General features: G+C 75.1%; 19 protein-coding genes. 6 read left to right on the top strand and 13 right to left on the bottom strand.

The annotated features are described in order from the left end of the window. Positions 1-46: 46 nt before the first annotated feature. Positions 47-892, bottom strand: coding sequence for a DUF4097 family beta strand repeat-containing protein (locus ACIPW5_RS03595; protein WP_401239752.1), 846 nt, complete (start codon positions 890-892; stop codon positions 47-49). A gap of 104 nt (positions 893-996) precedes the next feature. Further along, positions 997-1,506, bottom strand: coding sequence for a hypothetical protein (locus tag ACIPW5_RS03590; protein WP_401239750.1), 510 nt, complete (start codon positions 1,504-1,506; stop codon positions 997-999). Between the two features lie 329 nt (positions 1,507-1,835). On the opposite strand from ACIPW5_RS03590, the gene ACIPW5_RS03585 reads away from it, so the two are divergent. Beyond that, complete coding sequence (locus ACIPW5_RS03585; RefSeq protein ID WP_401239747.1) at positions 1,836-2,201, top strand: STAS domain-containing protein; 366 nt, start codon at positions 1,836-1,838, stop codon at positions 2,199-2,201. A gap of 16 nt (positions 2,202-2,217) precedes the next feature. Here the strand turns inward: ACIPW5_RS03585 and ACIPW5_RS03580 are convergent, their stop codons facing one another. After that, positions 2,218-2,805 carry a hydrolase gene (locus tag ACIPW5_RS03580; RefSeq protein WP_401239744.1) on the bottom strand — a complete coding sequence of 196 codons (588 nt, stop codon included), beginning with the start codon at positions 2,803-2,805 and terminating at the stop codon, positions 2,218-2,220. Positions 2,806-2,888: 83 nt separating this feature from the next. On the opposite strand from ACIPW5_RS03580, the gene ACIPW5_RS03575 reads away from it, so the two are divergent. Both ACIPW5_RS03575 and ACIPW5_RS03570 read left to right on the top strand, forming a co-directional pair. After that, complete coding sequence (locus ACIPW5_RS03575; protein ID WP_401239741.1) at positions 2,889-3,446, top strand: DUF6434 domain-containing protein; 558 nt, start codon at positions 2,889-2,891, stop codon at positions 3,444-3,446. 118 nt (positions 3,447-3,564) lie between these two features. Beyond that, positions 3,565-4,629, top strand: a complete 1,065-nt coding sequence (locus tag ACIPW5_RS03570; RefSeq protein ID WP_401239738.1) for an enoyl-CoA hydratase/isomerase family protein — start codon at positions 3,565-3,567, stop codon at positions 4,627-4,629. Between the two features lie 59 nt (positions 4,630-4,688). On the opposite strand, the gene ACIPW5_RS03565 is transcribed toward ACIPW5_RS03570, so the two are convergent. The 5 genes from ACIPW5_RS03565 to ACIPW5_RS03545 all read right to left on the bottom strand — a co-directional run bounded on the left by ACIPW5_RS03565 (position 4,689) and on the right by ACIPW5_RS03545 (position 10,344). Further along, the gene (locus ACIPW5_RS03565) at positions 4,689-5,432 is read right to left on the bottom strand and encodes a TetR/AcrR family transcriptional regulator (protein WP_401239736.1); all 744 of its coding nucleotides are present in this window, start codon (positions 5,430-5,432) and stop codon (positions 4,689-4,691) included. A 131-nt stretch (positions 5,433-5,563) separates the two neighbouring features. Then, complete coding sequence (locus ACIPW5_RS03560; protein ID WP_401239734.1) at positions 5,564-6,487, bottom strand: SDR family oxidoreductase; 924 nt, start codon at positions 6,485-6,487, stop codon at positions 5,564-5,566. Between the two features lie 164 nt (positions 6,488-6,651). Then, positions 6,652-8,229: a molybdopterin-dependent oxidoreductase gene (locus tag ACIPW5_RS03555; protein ID WP_401239732.1), complete on the bottom strand. Its 1,578-nt coding sequence runs from the start codon at positions 8,227-8,229 to the stop codon at positions 6,652-6,654. Positions 8,230-8,274: 45 nt separating this feature from the next. Continuing rightward, positions 8,275-8,454: a hypothetical protein gene (locus tag ACIPW5_RS03550; RefSeq protein WP_401239730.1), complete on the bottom strand. Its 180-nt coding sequence runs from the start codon at positions 8,452-8,454 to the stop codon at positions 8,275-8,277. Positions 8,455-8,658: 204 nt separating this feature from the next. Next, the gene (locus tag ACIPW5_RS03545) at positions 8,659-10,344 is read right to left on the bottom strand and encodes a ricin-type beta-trefoil lectin domain protein (RefSeq protein WP_401239728.1); all 1,686 of its coding nucleotides are present in this window, start codon (positions 10,342-10,344) and stop codon (positions 8,659-8,661) included. A gap of 191 nt (positions 10,345-10,535) precedes the next feature. On the opposite strand from ACIPW5_RS03545, the gene ACIPW5_RS03540 reads away from it, so the two are divergent. From ACIPW5_RS03540 to ACIPW5_RS03530, 3 genes are all read left to right on the top strand, one after another. Further along, a complete protein-coding gene (locus ACIPW5_RS03540; RefSeq protein WP_401239726.1) occupies positions 10,536-11,192 on the top strand; it encodes a TetR/AcrR family transcriptional regulator in 657 nt (218 codons plus the stop codon). Between the two features lie 99 nt (positions 11,193-11,291). Next, positions 11,292-12,212 (top strand): serine/threonine dehydratase, encoded by a 921-nt coding sequence (locus ACIPW5_RS03535; RefSeq protein WP_401239724.1) that lies wholly within the window; start codon positions 11,292-11,294, stop codon positions 12,210-12,212. Between the two features lie 126 nt (positions 12,213-12,338). Beyond that, a complete protein-coding gene (locus ACIPW5_RS03530; RefSeq protein ID WP_401239721.1) occupies positions 12,339-12,698 on the top strand; it encodes a hypothetical protein in 360 nt (119 codons plus the stop codon). Between the two features lie 28 nt (positions 12,699-12,726). On the opposite strand, the gene ACIPW5_RS03525 is transcribed toward ACIPW5_RS03530, so the two are convergent. Genes ACIPW5_RS03525 through ACIPW5_RS03505 form a run of 5 tightly spaced genes read right to left on the bottom strand, consistent with a single transcriptional unit; the run spans position 12,727 to position 18,999 of the window. Next, positions 12,727-12,936: a hypothetical protein gene (locus ACIPW5_RS03525; RefSeq protein ID WP_401239719.1), complete on the bottom strand. Its 210-nt coding sequence runs from the start codon at positions 12,934-12,936 to the stop codon at positions 12,727-12,729. Then, entirely contained in the window at positions 12,933-14,849 is a 1,917-nt protein-coding gene (locus ACIPW5_RS03520; protein WP_401239716.1) for a peroxidase family protein, read from the bottom strand. Before ACIPW5_RS03520 ends, ACIPW5_RS03525 begins: the two co-directional genes overlap by 4 nt. Positions 14,850-14,858: 9 nt before the next feature. Beyond that, positions 14,859-16,223 carry an alpha/beta fold hydrolase gene (locus tag ACIPW5_RS03515; RefSeq protein ID WP_401239714.1) on the bottom strand — a complete coding sequence of 455 codons (1,365 nt, stop codon included), beginning with the start codon at positions 16,221-16,223 and terminating at the stop codon, positions 14,859-14,861. Between the two features lie 11 nt (positions 16,224-16,234). Further along, on the bottom strand, positions 16,235-17,587 hold the full coding sequence (locus ACIPW5_RS03510; RefSeq protein ID WP_401239711.1) for a cytochrome P450: 1,353 nt from the start codon (positions 17,585-17,587) through the stop codon (positions 16,235-16,237). Beyond that, complete coding sequence (locus ACIPW5_RS03505; protein WP_401239708.1) at positions 17,584-18,999, bottom strand: FAD-binding oxidoreductase; 1,416 nt, start codon at positions 18,997-18,999, stop codon at positions 17,584-17,586. The genes ACIPW5_RS03510 and ACIPW5_RS03505 overlap by 4 nt, the downstream gene beginning before the upstream one ends. Positions 19,000-19,018: the final 19 nt, after the last annotated feature.

Below are 19,018 nucleotides of genomic sequence, written 5' to 3'. Positions count from 1 at the left end.
CGGCTGGGGGGGGCGGGGTGCCGGGGCCAGGGCCGGTGGCGGCAGGTCAGGCCTTGGCGCGCAGGACGTCGATGTTGCCGTGCCGGGTGCGGGCGTGGATCCTGACCGTGTCCTCGGCCTCCTCCGGGGTGCCGGCCGCGGTGAGCGCGTTGCGGACCTGCCCGGAGCCCGAGTTGACGTCGAGCCAGGCGGCGGTGCCCTCGCGGACGCCGACCTCGATGGTCCCGTAGCCGGTCTCCAGGTGGACGGTGCCCCGCGCCACCTCGCCGACCCGCAGGGTGCCGTGGGCCGTGGTGGCGGTGACCGAGTCCTCGGCGCGCCGGACGTCGATGTCGCCGTGGGCGCCGCTCACCCGCAGTTCCCCGGTCGCCGCCCCGACGGTCGTGCTGCCGTGCGAGTTCTTGAGCACCGCGGGGCCGTCCACGAGGCCGACGCGCACGCTGCCGGAGCTGGTGGTGATCTCGGCCGGGCCCTGGACGCGGTCCACGGTGATCGAGCCGTGCGACGCGGTCAGCCGCAGGGGGCCGGTCGCGTCGAGCCGTACGTCGCCCGCCGAGGTCTTCACCCGGACCTCGCCGAGCCGGCCCTCGCCGAGCACCTGGGTCCAGGCGCCGGTGGTGTCGACGTCGGAGCCCGCGGGCAGTTCTACCGTCACGTCGACGGTGCCGGGGCGGCGCAGCGAGTTGCGCTGCTTCGGCGTCCTGACGGTGAGGACGCCGTTAGCGTACGAGACCTCGGTCTGCTCGGCGGCCCGCACGTCCCGGTCCTTCTCCGGGGTGCGGGGCCGCACCTCGACGACCGTGTCGCGGCGGTCCACCGCGGTGAAGCGGATGGAGCCGGCCTCGACGTGTGCCGTGACCGAGATCGGTTCGGGAGTGTCGAAAGAAGGCATGGCTGTCCCGTCCTCTTGGGTCTTGGGTCCCGTCCCCGCGGGTGGGACGTGGTGGTGGGTGTGGTGCGGGTGGTGGGGTGGCGTGGTGCGGGTGTGCGGGCCGGCTAGCGGACCCAGCCCGTGACGCTCTGGCCGATGGTCTGGATGCGCTCCGTCGGGCGCGGCCGGGTGCCGCCCTCGACCGCCGCCGACACCGCCCGGACCAGCCAGGCGTTGACCGACGTCCCCTCGCGACCCGCGGCCTCCTCGGCGCGGGCCTTGAGGTGGGCCGGGAGCCGCAGGTTGACGCGGGCGGTGCCGCCCTCGTCGCCCTCGGCCGGGGCCGGGGTGCCGGCCGGCGTGCCCGGCTCGGCGGCGGAGGCGCCGGCGGCGGCCGGCAGCGTCACCACGAAGTCGGGGTCCAGTCCGCGCAGCCGTACGTCGACCGAGCCGGGGGCGAGCTCGCGGGTGATCTCGTCCATCGCGGCGGAGAGCACGTTGAGCAGGGTCAGCCGGGTCGCCGACTCCAGGGGGGCGGTGAGTCTCTCGGCCAGCTCGCGGGCTTCGTCCCCGCCGGCGTCGGCGGCCACCGCCAGTTCGCGGCGGAGGGTGTCGATATACGGGGTCAGGTCCATGGCGTCATCATGGCACCACTATGGCGCCATGTGCAAGAGGTGGTGGCGTCGGGTGGTGTCGCGGTCGGGGTGAGCGGCACTGACCTGCGGAAACGTAAGAGGAAGGGGTGGGGTGGGGGAGGTCGGGGGCTCGGTCGCATCGTTCGGATGGCGCTGGATGGTGCCACGTGGTGCCATGTGATGCCACGTGGCGTCATGGGGCGCCAGGGGTCGGGCCGCCCGGGGGAAACCCGGTCGGTTCCGCGAGGGGTCCCGGGGGTGCGCCGGCCCCGCATATAGCGTCGGGCCCGGGGAAGGCGTAGGGGGCGGCTGACGGAAGGTGATGCCGGATGGTCTCCGGAACGGACGACAAGCGGTTCACCGTCGAGGTGCGGACGGTGGACGGGGCGGTACTCCTCACCCTCGGCGGTGAGCTGGACCACGACACGGCGGCGCCGCTGCGGGAGGCCCTCGATACAGCGGTCGTCCGGGGCGGTCGGCTGCTGGTGGACATGGCGGGACTGCGGTTCTGCGATTCGACCGGTCTCAACACCCTGCTCCACGCCCGTCTCGCCGCCCAGGAGGCGGGCGGCAGCCTGGAGCTGGCGGGGCTGAGCGGGCCGGTCGCCCGGATGTTCCGCATCACCGGCGCGGACGGGGTCTTCCCGGTCCACGCCGATGTCGCGCGGGCGCTGGGTCCGGACCCGGACCGCTGAACAATGGGGACCGCCCTCAGTGGAGGGCGTCCAGGGCCGCGATGATCTCGCGGGTGGAGCTGACCCGGCCGATGCGGGGGAAGATCTTGGCGAAGCTGTGGGCGTGCGAGTCGGCGTCCAGGTCGGCGGTGGCGTCCTCGGCGAAGACCAGGCCGTAGCTGTGCTCCCAGGCGGTGCGGGCGGTGGACTCCACGCCGATGCTGGTCGAGATGCCCGCCAGGACGATCCGGTGGATCCCGCGCCGGCGCAGCTGGAGGTCGAGCTCGGTGCCGGTGAAGGCGCCCCAGTGGCGCTTGGTGACGGTGACGTCCCCCAGGGCGGCGAGTTCGGCCGGGATCTCGGAGAAGGCGGCCGGCGGGGCCGTGGCCGGGCCGGGGCGGTCGACGTCGGTGGTGGGCAGGTCGCCGCCGTCGGGCGACCACGCGACGTTCACCAGGACGACCGGCAGCCTGTGCGCGCGGAAGGCCTCGGCGAGGGCGATGCCGTTGCGCAGGATCTCCTCGCCGGGCCGGGCGGTGGGGAGGGCGAGGATGCCCTGCTGGAGGTCGATGAGCACGAGCGCGGTGCCGGCGTCGAGGGCCGGTGCGGAGCCTGGAGAGGTCATGGGGACGACCGTAGGGCGGCGGGCGCGGCCGCGGGCCCGCGCGTCGGCCGTCCGGGCGTGTCGCCCTCCCCTAGGATGGGAACATGAGTGCGAATCAGGTGGGGGAGCGCCGGCCCGAGCCGACCCCGGAGCTGTCCGGGGCCGAGCTGCTGCGCTGGTACTGGACGCTGGAGGAGCTGACCGGGCTCGCCCGGCGGACGGGCGTCCCCGCCGGCGGGGGCAAGGCCGCCCTGACGGAGCGGCTCGCCGCCGCGCTGGACGGGCGCCCGCTCCCGGACCGGACCCCGGCGGCCCGGCGCGGCGGGCGGCAGCTGGAGGCGCCGGTCGACGGGGCCACCGTGATCCCCGACGGGCAGCGGTGCAGCCAGGTGCTCCGGGAGTTCTTCCGGCGGGAGATCGGGCCGGGCTTCCACTTCGACGCCTTCATGCGCGCGTACGTCGCCCAGGGCGCGGGCCGCACCCTCGACGAGGCCGTCGCCCACTGGCACGCCACCCGGCAGCGGGCCGCCGAACCCCAGGAGGTCGGCGCCCAGTTCGAGTTCAACCGGTTCCTGCGCGACTGGCACGCCCGCCACCCGGACGGCACCCGCGAGCAGGCCCTCGCCGCCTGGCGCGCACACCGGGCCCGCCCCCGCGGCTGACCCGGTACCGGACCGGTAAGGGCCTGGTACGGACCTGGTGCACCCCGAATCCGCTCAGACTTGACGAGATCACCAGAAACGATCTTCATATGGCGGCGGAACATACATACTGACGGACGTGACCGACGACACCGTTCTGATCGAGACCGACGGCTGTACGGGGCTGATCACCCTCAACCGTCCCCAGGCCCTCAACGCCCTCACCCACTCCATGGTGCTGCGGATCGGGGAGGCCCTGTCGGCCTGGGAGCACGATCCCGCCGTGAGCCAGGTCCTGCTGCGCGGCGCCGGGGAGCGCGGCCTGTGCGCGGGCGGCGACATCCGGGCCATCCACGCCGACGCGAAGGCCGGCACCACCGGCTCCCTCGACTTCTGGCGGGACGAGTACCGGCTCAACGCCCGCATCGCCCGCTACCCCAAGCCGTACGTGGCCCTGATGGACGGGATCGTGATGGGCGGCGGCGTCGGGCTCTCCGCCCATGGCGGCGTCCGCATCGTCACCGAGCGCTCCAGGGTCGCCATGCCCGAGACCGGCATCGGCTTCGTCCCCGACGTCGGCGGCACCTACCTGCTCTCCCGCGCCCCCGGCGAACTCGGCACCCACCTGGCCCTCACCGGCACCGCCGTCGGGGCCGGCGACGCCCTGCTGTGCGGACTCGCCGACCACTACCTGCCCTCCGACTGGCTGGAGGAGTTCACCCGCGAGCTCGCCCTCGGGCCCGTCGCCGAGGTGCTGCCCAAGTTCCACGGCGCCACCGCCCCCGAGGCCCCGCTCGCCGCCGAACGGGAGTGGATCGACCACTGCTACGCCGCCGACACCGTGGAGGAGATCCACCAGCGGCTCCTGGGGTCGGGCCTCGCGGCCGCGCGGGAGACCTCGCAGCTCCTGCACGCCAAGTCGCCGACCTCCCTCAAGGTCACCCTCGCCGCACTGCGCCGCGCCCGCGGACTGGACTCGCTGGAACGGGTGCTGGAGCAGGAGTACCGGGTCTCCGCGGCCGCGCTGTCCACGCCCGACCTGGTGGAGGGGATCCGGGCCCAGGTGATCGACAAGGACCGCCGTCCGCGCTGGTCCCCGGCCGCCCTCTTCCAGGTCCGCCCGGCCTCGGTGGACCGGCACTTCGCCCCGCTGGGCGAGGGCCGCGAGCTGACCTTCCCGCAGCCCGGCGCCGCCCGCGACTGATCCGGGTCGCCGGGCGCCCCGGGCCGCTCCCCGCGGTCCGGGACACCCGGCCTCCCGCGTCAGTCCCGGGCGAGCCGGACCGCGAGGCCGTCGAGCACCCGCTGGAGCCCGTAGTCGAAGTTCTCGTCCCGCAGCCGCGCCGGGTCCTGGCCGTGCCGGGAGTAGGCGTGGTCCTTGACCACGGGGTGGTCCTCCAGCGCCGCCTCGGCGGCGGGCAGCAGCGACTCCAGCCACTCCGCCTCGCTCTTGCCGCTGCGGGCGAGGAGGGAGAGGTAGGAGGCCTCGCTGGTCGTGGCGCCGATGACGTACGAGATGACGGCCTTCACCGCGAGGTCCGCCTCGCCGGCGGGGAAGCCCGCCGCCACGGACAGTCCCAGCAGCCGGTCCGACATCCGGATCAGGTTCGGTCCCAGGTACGCCAGCCCGACCTGGCCCAGGACCGACGCCACCCAGGGGTGGCGCAGCACCATCGCGCGCAGGCCGTGACCGCACTGCCCCAGGGCCTCGCGCCATTCGTCCGGACGGCCGGGCGCGGGGAGTTCCAGTTCGCCGTAGACCTCGTCGACGACCAGCTCGATCAGCTCGTCCTTGTTGGCCACGTGCCGGTAGAGGGAGGTCGCGGCGGTTCCCATCTCCGCGCCGAGCTTGCGCATGCTGAGTGCCTCGATGCCCTCGGCATCCAGGAGCCGCACCGCGGCCGCGACGATCTGCTCCCGGCTGAGCGCGGGCTGCTCCTTCTGTCGCCGCGGCCGGGTCCAGACGGAGGGCGGCGGCGCGAACGTCTGCTGCTCTGAAGAGGACATGTCCCCACCCTAGCCCGTTGCGAACAGCGTACGCGTGAGGCGTGCTCCCCTCCGCGGATGCGTCCGGGGAGCGACTCCGGCGCACCCCGCAACGCCCCCGCGACGGCCCTGTTCCGGCGCCCGGAGCGGGCTCAGCGGTAGCCGGTGGTGTCCGCCGGGCGGCCCGGGTCCTGGACCTCCACCATGTACCGCCAGGCGTCCGGCCGGCTCCCGTCGAGGTCCGTGAACCCGTAGACCCGTGCGAGCTGCCCGCTGGAGAGCGACTGCCCGTTCCAGCGGGACACCTCCGGGTCGGCGGCCAGCGCCGCCACCGCGCGTCCCACGTACGAGGGGGTCTCGGAGATCGCGAAGTGCGGGACCTTCTCCAGCGCGTCCCGCCAGTCGTCCTCCGTCACCCCGAACGCCTCCAGCATGATCTCCGAACGCATCCAGCCCGGCGTCAGCGCCACCGCCGTCGCCCCGCGCGGCCCCAGCTCGTGCCCGAGGGAGAACGCCATCCGCAGCACCGCCGACTTGGCCAGGTCGTAGAAGAACGAGTTCCGGTAGCGGGTCGCGTTGTAGTCGGCCGTCCCGTCCGTCATCTCCACCACCAGGCCGCCCGGCCGGCGCAGCAGCAGCGGCAGCGCGAAATGGCTCGTCACCGCGTGCGTGTCGATCGCCAGCCGGAGCAGCCGCAGCCCCCGGTCCAGGTCGTGCTCCCAGACCGGGCTCTCCCACTCGAAGAGGTGCTCCCCGCCCCAGATGTCGTTCACCAGCACGTCGAGGCGGCCCTGTTCGGCGTCGATCCGCCCGACCAGCGCCTCCACCTGCGCCGGCTCCAGATGGTCCGCGACCACCGCGACGCCCCGGCCGCCGGCCGCCGTGACCAGCTCGGCCGTCTCCTCGATCGTCTCGGGGCGGTCGTACTCGGAACGCCGCCCGGCGGTACTGCGCCCCGACGCGTAGACCGTCGCGCCCCGCGTCCCCAGCTGGACCGCGATCGCGCGGCCCGCGCCCCTGGTCGCCCCGGCCACCAGGGCCACCCTGCCTTCGAGGTCCCGCTCTTCCTTCGGCATGCCCCGACCCTATGCGGGGGACGCGGACCGGGGGAGCCGAACGCGGGACGCGGCCTCAGATCCGCACCAGGGCCCCGCGATCGAGGCCGGGATGCGGGACGGGGGCGGGGCCCGGGGCGGCGCGCGGGGCGGCGCATCCCCTCACCATGCCCGGTTCCGGCCGGTTACGCGTGGACGTCCACGGTGACGGAGTGCCAGCCCGTCGCCCCGTCCGGCAGGGTGCCCGTACGCCGCTCCGGCTGCACCCCGCCCCGGCCGTCGGTCGCCCGGACCTCCAGGGTGTGCCGCCCGGGCGTCGCCTCCCACGGCCACACCCACTGCCGCCAGGTGTCCACCCCGTCCGCCGCCCCGAGCCGGGCCTCCCGCCAGGGCCCGCCGTCGGCCCGCACCTCCACCCGGGCGATCCCCCGGTGCTGCGCCCAGGCCACCCCGGCCACCGCCACCGGGCCGGCCGGGGGACGGGAGAAGGGGCGCGGGGTGTCGATCCGCGACTGCGTCTTGACCGGCGCCTCCCGCGCCCACGAGCGGCGCACCCAGTACGCGTCGTACGCGTCGAAGGTGGTCAGCCGCAGCTCGCGCAGCCACTTGCAGGCGGAGACGTACCCGTAGAGGCCCGGGACGACCATCCGTACGGGGAAGCCGTGCGCGAACGGGAGCGGCGCCCCGTTCATCCCGACCGCCAGCAGTGCCTCCCGGCCGTCCATCACGGCTTCGACGGGGGTGCCGATCGTCATCCCGTCCACCGAACGGGCCACCAGCTGGTCGGCGGGCCCGCCCCGCGACGGTGGCCGGACCCCGGCCTCGCGCAGCAGGTCCGCGAGGCGTACGCCGAGCCAGCGGGCGTTGCCGACGTAGGGGCCGCCGACCTCGTTGGAGACGCAGCACAGGGTGATGTCGTGCTCGAGGAGCGGCCGGGCGAGCAGCTCCGGCAGGGTCAGGGTCAAGGGCCTGGTGACGCCCTCCCCGCGGATGTCGAGCCGCCAGGCGTCCGCGTCGACCCGGGGCACCACCAGGGCGGTGTCCACGCGGTAGAAGTCCCGGGCGGGGGTGAGGAACGGGCCCAGGCCCGGCACGCGCAGGTCCGCTCCGGCGGGCACGGGCGGCGCGGGGACGGCGGGGGCCGGCAGGACCAGGTCGGCCCGGGAGGCGGTGGCCCCCGCCGCGCCGTGGGCGCCGAGCCGCCGGCCCGCGTACCCGGCCGCCGCGGAGGCGGCCACGGTGGCCGCGAGCAGCCGGCCGAAGGTGCGCCGGTCCAGCGGCCGGGCGCCGCCGGAGCGGCCCGTGGCCGGACCGGGCCGTCGCAGGGCCGCCGCCAGCACGTACAGCACCCCGGCGGCGACGGCCCCGCCCGCCAGGGAGGGCAGCGCGTCCCGCCAGTCCGCGCCCGGCCGGCCCAGCGCGGCCACCGCCCCGAGGAGTCCGGTGGCGGCGGCCAGGGCGCAGCCCGCGCGGGGCCGGCGCAGCGCGAGGATCCCGGCCGCCGCGGCGAGCGCGGCCAGCAGGACCACCGTTCCCAGGGTCAGCACCAGCTTGTCGGAGGTGCCGAAGGACCGTACGGCCCACTCCTTGACGGCGGCCGGAGTACGGTCCACCACGGCCCCGCCGACGGCCGTGAGCGGGGCCGCCTCGGGGCGCGTGAACGCCGCCGCGAGTTCCGCGACGGCCAGCCCGGCGAACGCCGCGGCGAGCCCGGCGACGGCACCCGCCGGGCGCCCGCCCCGGTCCTGCCCCACACGGTCCATCCGGAGCCACCTCCGCCCTGCCCTGCCACGGTAGCTCCGGATCCCTCACGGGCGCCCCGCGCCCGGCGGCTGCGCCCGCGCCGCCTCGCAGCCGCAGCCGCCGCCGGCGGTGCGCCCCTCGGGGGCGGGGCCGGCCGGGCGGCGTTTGCGCAGCTCCACGACCCCGTCGGTGATGCCGGCGGCGGGCGCGGGGGGCTGGGTGCGCTCGTGCGCGGTCTCGGACATGTCGGTGCACTCCTGTCGCCTCGTGGCCCGCATCGGGAAGGGGCGGCCGCCGAATCGTTCCGGCGGCCACCCCTCCGGTCCGGGCCAGTGAACCCGGCACCCCTGCCGGGCGGGGTCCGCCCGGCGCCGATTCCCCCGGAAGTGTGAGGGCGCCGGGCGGCTCCCCGCCGGAGTACCCCTGGACCGGGTCCCCGCCGGAGCCCCCTAGACGGGGAGTGACCAGGCCTGGTCGGGCTGGTGGTCGCCGCAGGCCGCCAGCCGCAGCCGCTCGGCCGGGGCGTCGGGGGTCGCGGGCGCGGCCGGGGCGGTCAGGCACTGCCCGCTCGTCTCCTCGACCAGGGCCCCGTCGCGCCGGTGGCTCCAGCTCTGGCCCGCCTGCCGGCCCGGGGCGCAGTCCGCCAGCTCCACCGGGCCGCCCGCGCGGGCCGTCAGGCACTCGCCGGCCAGCCGGAGCCGCCCGCCGCCGCCCAGGGTCCAGCGCTGGTCGGCGCCGGCGGTGCAGGTGCCCAGGACCACCGAGCCGGCCCCGCTGGTGCTGGCCCCGTCGGCGCACTTGGCGCCGAGCCCGTTGATCTGCCCGGTGGGCACCGCCCCGGCGCAGCCGTGCGGGGTGAGCCGCCACACGGCGGTGTCGTGCGCGCCGAGCCGCCCGGTCAGCGCGTCGGCCACCTCCGTGCGCCGCCCGGTCCACAGGTCCTCGGCGTCCACCACGCACGCGGCGGGCAGCCCGACGTCCGCCAGCGGTACGGAGACGTCGCGGGCGCTGCCGGAGCGGTTGAGCACCGCCACCGCCCGGTCCCCGTTCGCCAGGGGCCGGGCCAGCACCTCGAAGGTCGCGTTGGAGGAGACCACGGCGCCCTGACGGCCCATCGGGTCCTGGTCCAGCCCGATCATCCGGGTGTTGCCCAGCGCGGCCAGCCCGCCCGGGGTGAGCGCGGACACGTCGGAGGACAGGATGAACGGGGCCGCCATCATCGCCCACAGCCCGACCTGGCTGCGGCTCTCCGCGTCGGTGAGGCCGGGGGCGCCGGCGATCAGGAAGTCGGGGTCGTTCCAGTTGCCGGGGGCCGCGTACCGGCCGAGCCAGCGGTTGTAGCCGTAGTTGCCGAGGACCGAGCTCCAGCGGGAGGTGGCGGGGGCGCCCGGGGCGTAGACCTTGATGTCCCGGCCCTCGCGCCACAACTGGCCCGTCTCGCCGACCCAGTCGAGGACCTTGTGCCAGTCGGAGCCGCCCCATTCGCCCTGCTGGAAGTAGGCGGGCGCGGAGGCGGACAGCACCATCGGGCGGCCGCTGTCGCGCAGCGCCCGGGCGACGGAGTTGTAGGCGTCCCGGTAGGCCTGCTCCTTCGTCTTCCCGGGCGGCACCCACAGGTTGCAGCCGTCCATCTTGACGTAGTCCACCTTCCACGAGGCGAACTGCCGTGCGTCGCGGGCGTAGTGGTCCGGGCCGCCGCCGTCGGGGGAGCCGCTGCCCGGGTAGCGCTCGCAGGTGAGGGAGCCGGCGTCCTCGTAGATGCCGAACTTCAGTCCCTTGGCGTGCAGGTACTCGCCGAGCCAGGCCATGCCGTGCGGGAACTTCGCGGTGTCGGTGACCAGGTTCCCCTGCGCGTCGCGCTCCTTGAGCATCCAGCAGTCGTCCACGGTCACCGTGTCGTAGCCCTTGGCGGCGAGACCGCTGGAGACCAGGGCGTCGGCGTTGGCGACCACCTTGGCCTCGTCGATGTCGCACATGTAGTGGGCCCAGTTGTTCCACCCCATGGGCGGGGTGAGGGCGAGCGGGGTGTCCCAGGTCGCCGTCGGTTCGGCCGCCGCCGGGGCGGGGACGAGCGCGAGGGCGAGCAGGGCGGCCGCGGTGAGGCAGGGGAGCGAGGCGCGCGGGCGAGGCGGCACGGGGTCTCCTTGGCGTGGGGGAGTACCGACGGGAATGCGTGCCTCAGTGCAGCGGTGCGACTACCCGCTGTCAACATAAGTCGGTGGATATGTCTCAATGACCAGCAATATGGCCGCAGTCGATGTCACACGTCCGTGGCGGGCCGGTTGGGGTGCCGCCGTATGTTACGTCGGCTGATACGGTGTATCTCATGCCGAGGAGATCACCCGCCCTGGACCGGGCCACCCCCGAGGTCATCGCCGTCGCCGCACTGCGCATCCTCGACGAGGAAGGGCCCGGCGCCCTCAGCTTCCGCGCCCTCGCCGAACGGCTCGACGTCTCCCACGCCACCGTCCAGCGCCGCTGCACCGACCTCGCCGGACTGCTGGACCTGTGCACCGACCACCTCGCCGGACAACTCCCCGAAGTCCCCGCGGGCACCGGCTGGGACGAGGCCTGCGCACAGCGCTTCGGCGCCCTCTACCGGCTGCTCACCGCCCACCCCGGACTGCTCGCCCTGCGCGGCGGCCGCCCCTGGCTCGGCCGGCAGCTGCTGGCCCGTCTCGTCGAACCTGCCCTCGCGGACGGCATCGCCGCCGGCCTGACCCCGGCGGCGGCCATGACCGCCTACCGGCGGATGTACCTGCTCACCCTGGGCAGCGCCGCCTTCGTCGACCACCGCGACCCGGCCGGGGTCACCGCCGCCTCCCGGGCCGCCATCGCCGCCCTGGACCCGGCCGCGTTCCCCGCCCTGACCGGCGCGCTGGCCGACGTACTGCCCCCGCTGACCGACCACGAGGTGTACTACGGCGCCCTGCGCCAGCTCATCGAGGCCGCCCGGCCCGTCCCCGGACCGGCCGCACCCTGACCGGCCGCACCCGGACCGGCCGCACCCGGACCGGCCGCACCCGGACCGGCCGCACCCTGAGACCGGGACAGCCCTGAGACCGAGAAAGGCAGACCGACCATGGAACAGCAGCTCGACTACGCCGCCGTCCGCGCCGCCGCCGCCCGCACCGCGGGCGCCGTCCGGCCCGCCGCGGTCGTCCCCGCCTCCGAAGGCGTCTGGTACGCCCTGGAGTACCTCCAGCACACCGGCTCCTTCAAGGCCCGCGGCGCCCACAACTTCCTCGCCGCGCACCGCGACGCCGGGCTCCTCCCGGCCGCCGGGGTCACCATCGCGTCCGGCGGCAACGCCGGGCTGGCCTGCGCCTGGGCGGCCCGCGCACACGGCGTCCCCGCCACCGTCTTCCTCCCCGGCAACGCCCCGCGCGTCAAGGTGGAGCGGCTGCGCGGCTACGGGGCCGACGTACGGCTCGTCGGCGACCGGTACGACCAGGCCCTCGCCGCCTGCCGGGAGTTCGCCGCCGGGAGCGGAGCCCTGAGCAGCCACGCCTACGACCACCCGCTCGTCGCCGCCGGCGCGGGCACCCTGCTCGACGAGGTGCGGGCCGCGCTGCCCGGCCTGGACACCGTCGTCGTCGCGGTCGGCGGGGGCGGGCTGTTCGCCGGCGTCGCCACCGCCGCCCGCGAGCACGGCGTACGCGTCGTCGCGGCCGAGCCCGAACACTGCCGGGCCCTGAACGCCGCCCTGGAGGCGGGCGAACCCGTCGACGTCCCGGTCGACTCCGTCGCCGCCGACTCCCTCGGCGCCACCCGCGTCTCGGCCGACGCCCTCGCCGCGGCCCGGCACGCGAACGCCGTGTCGGTACTCGTCCCCGACGAGGCGATCGGCGCCGCCCGCCGGGCCCTCTGGGACGAACACCGGATCGTCGTCGAGGCCGGCGCCGCCACCGCGCTCGCGGCCCTGCGCACCGCACCGCGGCCGCTGGGCGGACGGGTCGCCGTCGTCCTGTGCGGGGCCAACACCGACCCCGGGGACCTCTGAACGCAGCGACGATGGTCGCCCCGGCCCGCGACTTTGGAGTACGGCGCACCCGCCCGGCCCCTTGCGAGGCTCTGACACACCGGTGCGGACCGCACCGGAACGTCGAGGGCACGGAGGAACGGGGCCATGGCTCAGCGCAAGGGTTGTCTCATCGGGTGCGGGATCGCGCTGGTGCTGGGGGTGGGGCTCCTCGTGGCGCTGTTCTTCGGGGCGGCCAAGGTCCTGGAGGTGGCCGACAAGACCCTGCTCGACCCGAAGGTCTACGAGGCGGTCAAGGTCGGCGACGCCGAGGGCGAGGTCCGCGCGAAGCTCCCCTCGGGCGACAGCTTCGTCAAGGACGCCCTCAAGGACGGCGGCCCCGCCGAGCCCGCGGGCAGCGTCTGCGCCTGGTACCTCTCCGCCGCCGACGGCCAGACCGAGGACGTGCTCCGGTTCTGCTTCAAGGACGGCAAGCTCGCGGAGAAGGCCCAGTACCGGATGAAGTAGCACCGGGACCGGGCCCCACCGCTCCGGCCTACCTCCGGCCGTCCAGCCGGGCCGCCGAGCGCGACAGCCCGTCCGCGGCCGTGGCGCACCGCCGGGCCAGCTCCTCGACCCGGGCCCGGAAGGCGTCGGCCTGCGGGCCCCTCCAGTCCAGGCCGTCACAGGCCCCGCGCAGCCGGTCCGCCCGCTCCCGCAGGGCGGCGGCGTGACTGCGCAGGCCTTCGGCGGGGTGTCCGCTCACGACCGCTCCTTCCAGGGGGCGAAGGCGTTGTCCACCCCGGACAGCGCCGGGGCCAGTTCGGGGTGGTGCCGCAGCAGCACCGTCACCATCGAGTTCCGGTCGATCCAGCGCAGGCCCTCGGCCGTGTACACCTCCGGCCGGTAGTCCGTGGTGAAGAACCGGTCGCTCTTGATGCGGCGGGTGGCCATCAGCGCGAACACCCGGAACAGGGTGTCGCTGAACCCGAAGCCCGCCGGCCGCGGCTCGGCCAGGTTCCCGACCAGCGTGTCGACCCGGTCGAGCCGGCCGTCGTAGAGCTCCCGCAGCAGCGGGGTGTCGCCCGGGTGCCCGCCGGTGAGCTCCTCGAAGGAGGTGACGGGCCGCTTGCGCAGCATCTTCCGCTGGGCGTTGTAGCGGGGGATGCCCCGCTCGCGGTCGCGCAGCACGTCCACCGTCCCGAGGTCGACGTGCTCGCCCGACAGCCGCTTCAGGTTGCGCAGCGCGTCCGGGTGGTTGTGCAGCACCAGCGCCCCCGGGTTCGAGACGCCGAAGGTGTAGAACAGGTCGCTCATCCCGTACGCGTCGACCGCGGTGCGCGTGGCCGCGCCCTGCATGCCGTCGAAGCCCACGACCTCCCGCCGCACCCCGCGCCGGTGGTCGCGGACGGTGATCTCGTCGGGGATCAGCGGGTGCAGCCGGTACGCCGAGACGAACTCCTCCGTCATGGAGAACGGCGCGGCGTGGTGGTCGGTGCCCGATCCCCGGGAGCCGCTGAGCACCTCGCCGCCGACCCGGCCGAAGGTCTTGGTGACCCAGCGGGGCAGCAGCCCGTACCAGTTGGCGCGCATCGCCTGGTGCACCACCGGGTGGTCGAGGATCCCCGGGGTCCACTCCACGGTGTGGATCTTCGCCATCAGGGCGGTGTTGACCAGCCGCGCCGTGTGGAAGATCCGCTCGTCGTCCCAGGTGGGGTGGTGCGAACGGACCAGGTCGCAGATGGCGTTGTGCTCCTTGGCGAAGAGCGTGTGCAGCAGCGACAGGCCGGTCCAGTAGTCGCTGTTCATGCCCGTGGCGTCGAGGCAGTCCATCCCGGGCCGCGGATCGGCGGGCAGCCGCCCGCCGTCGACGATCAGCCGACCGTCCTCCCCGGTGCGCAGCGAGCGGCAGCGGGCCTCGTCCGACCCGTAGACCTGCGAGCCGTCCCACCAGTGGCTGACGGTGTTCTCGTACGTGGGCGGGACGTCCGGGGTGGTGTGCGCCACCGGGTCGGGGCGGGTGCGGTTCACCCGCATCGGGCAGCCGCCGCCCTGTTCCGCCCAGTCGTCGTCGGCGGCGAGCGGGATGCTGAACGGCTCGGCCTCCTCGTTGTCCCCGTGGTTGGCCCAGCCGTGGTTCTGGAACTGGATCCACGCGGCGGCCAGCAGGTTCAGGGTGGGTGCGGGGGTGAAGCCGCGCCGGGCCAGCAGCTGCCGGCTGACCTCGCGGGGACTGGGCGTCATCAGCGCCTCGTCCTCGTCCGGATAGGCCAGGTGCAGCGGGGTGTTGCGGTCCAGCCGGGTGCCCGTCCGTCCCATGTCCTCGTCGAACGGGTCGTAGCCCGAGCCGTCGTACGAGCGGTACGGCGCGAGGTCCTTCGTGGGCCTGCGGTCCCGCTCGCCGCCCGCGCCGAACGTGTCGTGCAGGTTGTGGCGGCGCAGGTCCTCGCGGATCACGGCCAGGTTCAGCAGGCCCAGCGGGGCGGGCAGTTCGTACCACTCGCGGGTGCGGTTGACCCGGGCGAAGGCCGCCGACTCCAGCCGCTCCAGCAGTCCCGGCGGGCCGTACGGCCGCGGCGGCGCGGGCGGCGGCCGGTGCCCGAGGGAGGTCTGGGCCGGCATCGACGGCGTGGCCGGCGCCGTGTCCGTCGGGGGAGTGTGCGCTTCGGTGTCGGTCATGCGGGGTCCTCAGCGGTCGTGGAGGGTGAAGAGGTGCGTGCCGGTGACCCGGCCGCGGAAGGCGGCGAGCTCGGAGTCGACGTGCGAGCGCGCGTGCGGGACGTCGTGTTCGAGGTTGTGCGCGTACCGCTCGGCGGCATGGCACAGCGGGAAGGCGTGGGTGTCGTCCGTCCAGGTGAACTCGGTGAACTCCTTGGGGAGTTCGTACGGGGACACCGAGGACCGGCCCTCCAGGCTCGGCACGATGTCGTGCTCGTTGACGAGCGAGACCACCCGGGTCCGTGGATCGGCGGCCCGCTTCTGGTCGATCGGCGAACCGATCGCGATCACGTGCGTCACCGTGTACAGCGCGTTGAAGTCCCGGCTCGCCGCCAGGTTCATCGCGGTGATCCCGCCCTGGCTGTGGCCGACCAGCGCGACCTGCGAGCCGGAGGGCACGAGCCGGCGCAGCGCCCTGACCACCGCACGGGTGTAGGTGGTGTCGATGGAACCCACCGCGTCGATGCCGCCCAGCAGGTCCTGCGGGCTCTCCTGGTCGAAAGCCGGCCCCATGCCCGCCAGTTGGACGACGAACCGCTGCTCCCCGTCCGGCCCGGCGACCCGCTGGACGAGCAGCAGCCCCTTGGTGCCGATCCGGCCGATGTTGCGGACGTAGCCGACGATCGTGCCCGAGGTGTCGATGCTGTCCAGCAGCGCTGCCGAGGGGGTGTGCGGTTCGGCGCGCCCCTTCCCCCGGTTGAGGAACGCCCACACCGAGGTGCTGATCCCGACGAAGTAGTCGGAGGTCAGCGGCCGGCCGGTGGCGATCTGCCAGCCGGCGGTGTCGTTGAAGGGGTTCTCGTCGGTCAGCGCGTTCCAGGCCATGATGTCGGTGAAGGACGGCGCCAGCAGCGCGAGGGCGTACTCCGCGCCCTTCTCCGTCAGCAGGCCCTTGAACAGCCGCACCGCCTCGGCCTGGCGGTCCTCGTCGATGGCGCGCAGCACCCGCGAGGTGGTCGGGTTGTCGAGCAGCTCCGGGTGGCGCACGGCCGCCGCCCGGATCCTGGCCTTGAGGCCGGTGACGGCGAGGCTGACCGCCAGGCTCTCCCGGCTGGTGAGCACCCCGGCCAGCCACAGCGCCCCGGCGAGCGGGGCGCCGCCCTGCGGGGCCCAGCCCAGGCCCTTGCGGTCCAGCAGGGTCCGCAGCAGCTCGCGCTGCGCGGCACGGTCCCGGCGCGGCCCGGCCGCCGCCAGCGGCAGCCGGGGGCCGAGGGCGACGCGGGAGGCGAAGCGAGCCGCGTCGCGGACCGCGTCGGCCGCCTCGGCGAGCTCGCGGCAGACGTGGTGCAGGGAGGCGATGTCCGGCTGGGTGACGGACGCTTCGGCTTCGGTCATGGCAGGTCCTCCTACAGCCGGCCGAGGCGCAGCCGGATGCCGGCCGTGTCGAGGATCCCCGGCAGCGGACGCCCCGGGTCGAGCACCGGACGGGCCCCGGTGAGGCGGTGGCCGCGGAGCACCTCGGCGCAGACCAGGGAGGTGAGCAGCAGGGCGACGTACTCGCCCGGGCAGCGGGCGCCGCCGTGGCTGAACGGGGCCACCCGGGTGTCCCGGTGCACGTCCGGGGCCAGCCAGCGGCCCGGCGCGAACAGGTTCCCGCCGTCGACCTGCTCCGGGTCACGCTGGTGGAACCCCATCGGCACCAGCACGTTCGTGCCGGCCGGGTGGCGCACCCCGCCCCACTCGGTCTCGGCACGGGTGACCCGTACGAGGTCCGGGACGATCGGGTACAGCCGCACCGACTCCTCCAGGCAGGCCCGCAGCCTCGGCAGCCCGGGGACGCGGCCGGCGGCCTCGGCGTGCGCCGCGTCCTGCTCGGCCGGGTGGTGGGCGAGCAGCAGCAGGGTGCGGGCGACGACGGGCGCGGCCAGGTCGATGCCCAGCAGCCAGTGGTGGGTCTGGCCCAGCGGGTCGGTGCCCTCCGGCGAGGGCTCGGCGAGGGCGCGGGCGGCCAGGGTGTGCGCGGGCGCGTCGGCCGCGTACCGGGTGATCCGGGCCTCGATCCGGGCGTACAGCGCCTTGGCGGCCTCCGGGTTGCTGCGGCCCATCCAGTTGGCCCGGCCGCGCAGGGCGGCCAGCCAGTCGGACAGCTGCTGGTCGTCGGCGGCCCGGTCGCCGAGCACCACCCGCCGGGAGATCCGGGTCATGGTCTTCCACAGCAGCGGGAAGTCGACGACCGTGCGGGAGGCGAGCCGCCGGCACTCCTCCTCGACGACGGCCTGGAACTCCGTGCAGGAGGGGTGCACCGGCCGGTCGGCGGCCAGGGCGTGGTCGTTGACCCGGCGCCGGTCCTCGCGCACCGGGCCGTGCGAGCAGATCACCCCGGTGGGTTCGAAGACGGAGAGGCTGGCGTACTTGTCGTCGGCGTCCATGGCCAGGTCCGAGACCGGCTCCTCGAAGAACCGCCGGATGTCGGCCTGGTCGAACAGGACGAGCATCTCCCCGGAGAGCGCGCGCACCATCACGGGCGCGCCCCGGTGCCGGGCCCGCATCGCGCGCAGCGTGGCGTTCGACCAGGCGGGCTGGTTGACGCGGGAGTACAGCGCCATGACCGGGAAGCGGGGGTTGGCGACGCCGCGCACGAAGACCGGCAGGGTGTGGGTGGCGACGAAGCGCACGGTCTCCGCCAGGCCCGCGCGGACGGGGGGCAGCGCGGGGGCCCCGCCCCGCCCGGTGTCCAGGGTGTCGGTGGACTGGGTCATGCCGTGACCACCTTGCCGGGGTTGAGGAGGTTCTTGGGGTCGAAGAGCCGCTTGAGGCCGCGCTGGAGCTCCAGCGAGACGGGCCCCAGCTCGCGCTCCAGCCACTCCCGCTTCAGGGTGCCGATGCCGTGCTCGCCGGTGGTGGTGCCGCCCAGTTCGAGGCCGGCGGCCATGATGGCGTCGTACGCCTCCCGGGCGCGGCGGAACTCGTCCGCGTCGGACTCGTCGAAGACGACCGTGGGGTGCAGGTTGCCGTCCCCGGCGTGGCCGAGGGTGAAGATCTTCAGGTCGTACCGGCGGGCGATCTCCTCGATCTGCCCGATCAGCGTGGGCAGCGCGGTCCGCGGCACGGCGACGTCCTCGATGAAGGCGGTGAGCCCGCCGCCCCGGGAGGCCATGTACGCGGCGAGGGCCGGGCTGACCAGCCTGCGCGCCTCGATGATCTCGTACGCCTCCTCGCTGGTCGCCGATGTGGCGATGTGCTCGGCGCCGGCCTCCTTGCAGAGGATCTCCATGGCCGACAGCTCCGAGGAGGGGTCGGCGGAGTCGCTCTCGACGATCAGCGTGGCGGCGCTGCCGGGCCGCAGCAGCGGGTGGGTGCCGAGGTCCACGATCGCCTGCGTCGTGGCCCGGTCGAGGAGTTCGAGCGCCGACGGGGTGTGCCCGGCGGCGGTGATCGCGGCGACGGCCTCCCCGGCGGCGGTGAGGGCCGGGAACTGGGCCAGCAGCGACAGGGCCGGTGGACGGGCGGGCCGCAGCGCCAGGGTGGCGCCGACGACCAACGCCAGGGTGCCTTCCGAGCCGACGACGAGCCGCGTCAGGTCGTAACCGGCCACGCCCTTGGCGGTGTCCCGGCCGGTGCGCAGCCGCCGCCCGTCCGGCAGCACGAGGTCCAGCCCGAGGACGTAGTCGGCGGTCACCCCGTACTTCACGCAGCAGATGCCGCCCGCGCCGGTGGCGATGTTCCCGCCGATGGTGCAGTGGTCCCGGGAGGCCGGGTCCGGGGGGTACGCCAGCCCGTGTGCGGCCACGGCTTCCGAGAGGCGCCGGGTGGTGACCCCGGGCTCGCAGCGCACCAGGCGGTTGGCGGGGTCGACGGACAGGATCCGGTCCATCGCGGCGGTGGACAGCACCACGCAGCCGTCGACGGCGTTGGCGGCGCCGGCCAGGCCGGTGCGGGCGCCCTGCGGGACGACGGGGACGTCCAGTGCGTAGGCGGTGCGCATGACGTGCTCGACCTGCTCTGCCGTGCGGGGCACGGCGACCACGGCGGGGGTGCCGGACTCGGAGAAGGGCGCGGAGTCCCGGGCGTGGGCGGCGAGGTCCGCCGGGTCGGTGAGCAGGGCCTGCGCGGGCAGCGCGGAGCGGAGCCGTTCGAGGAGCAGGGAGGTGGTGTCGCTGGTGGGGGGCATGCCGGCCTTCCGGGGCGGG

Source organism: Streptomyces sp. NPDC090077 (assembly GCF_044747545.1).
Lineage (GTDB): Bacteria > Actinomycetota > Actinomycetes > Streptomycetales > Streptomycetaceae > Streptomyces.
The sequence above is the reverse complement of the archived record's forward strand: the minus strand, read 5'-3'. Positions and strand labels throughout refer to the sequence as shown.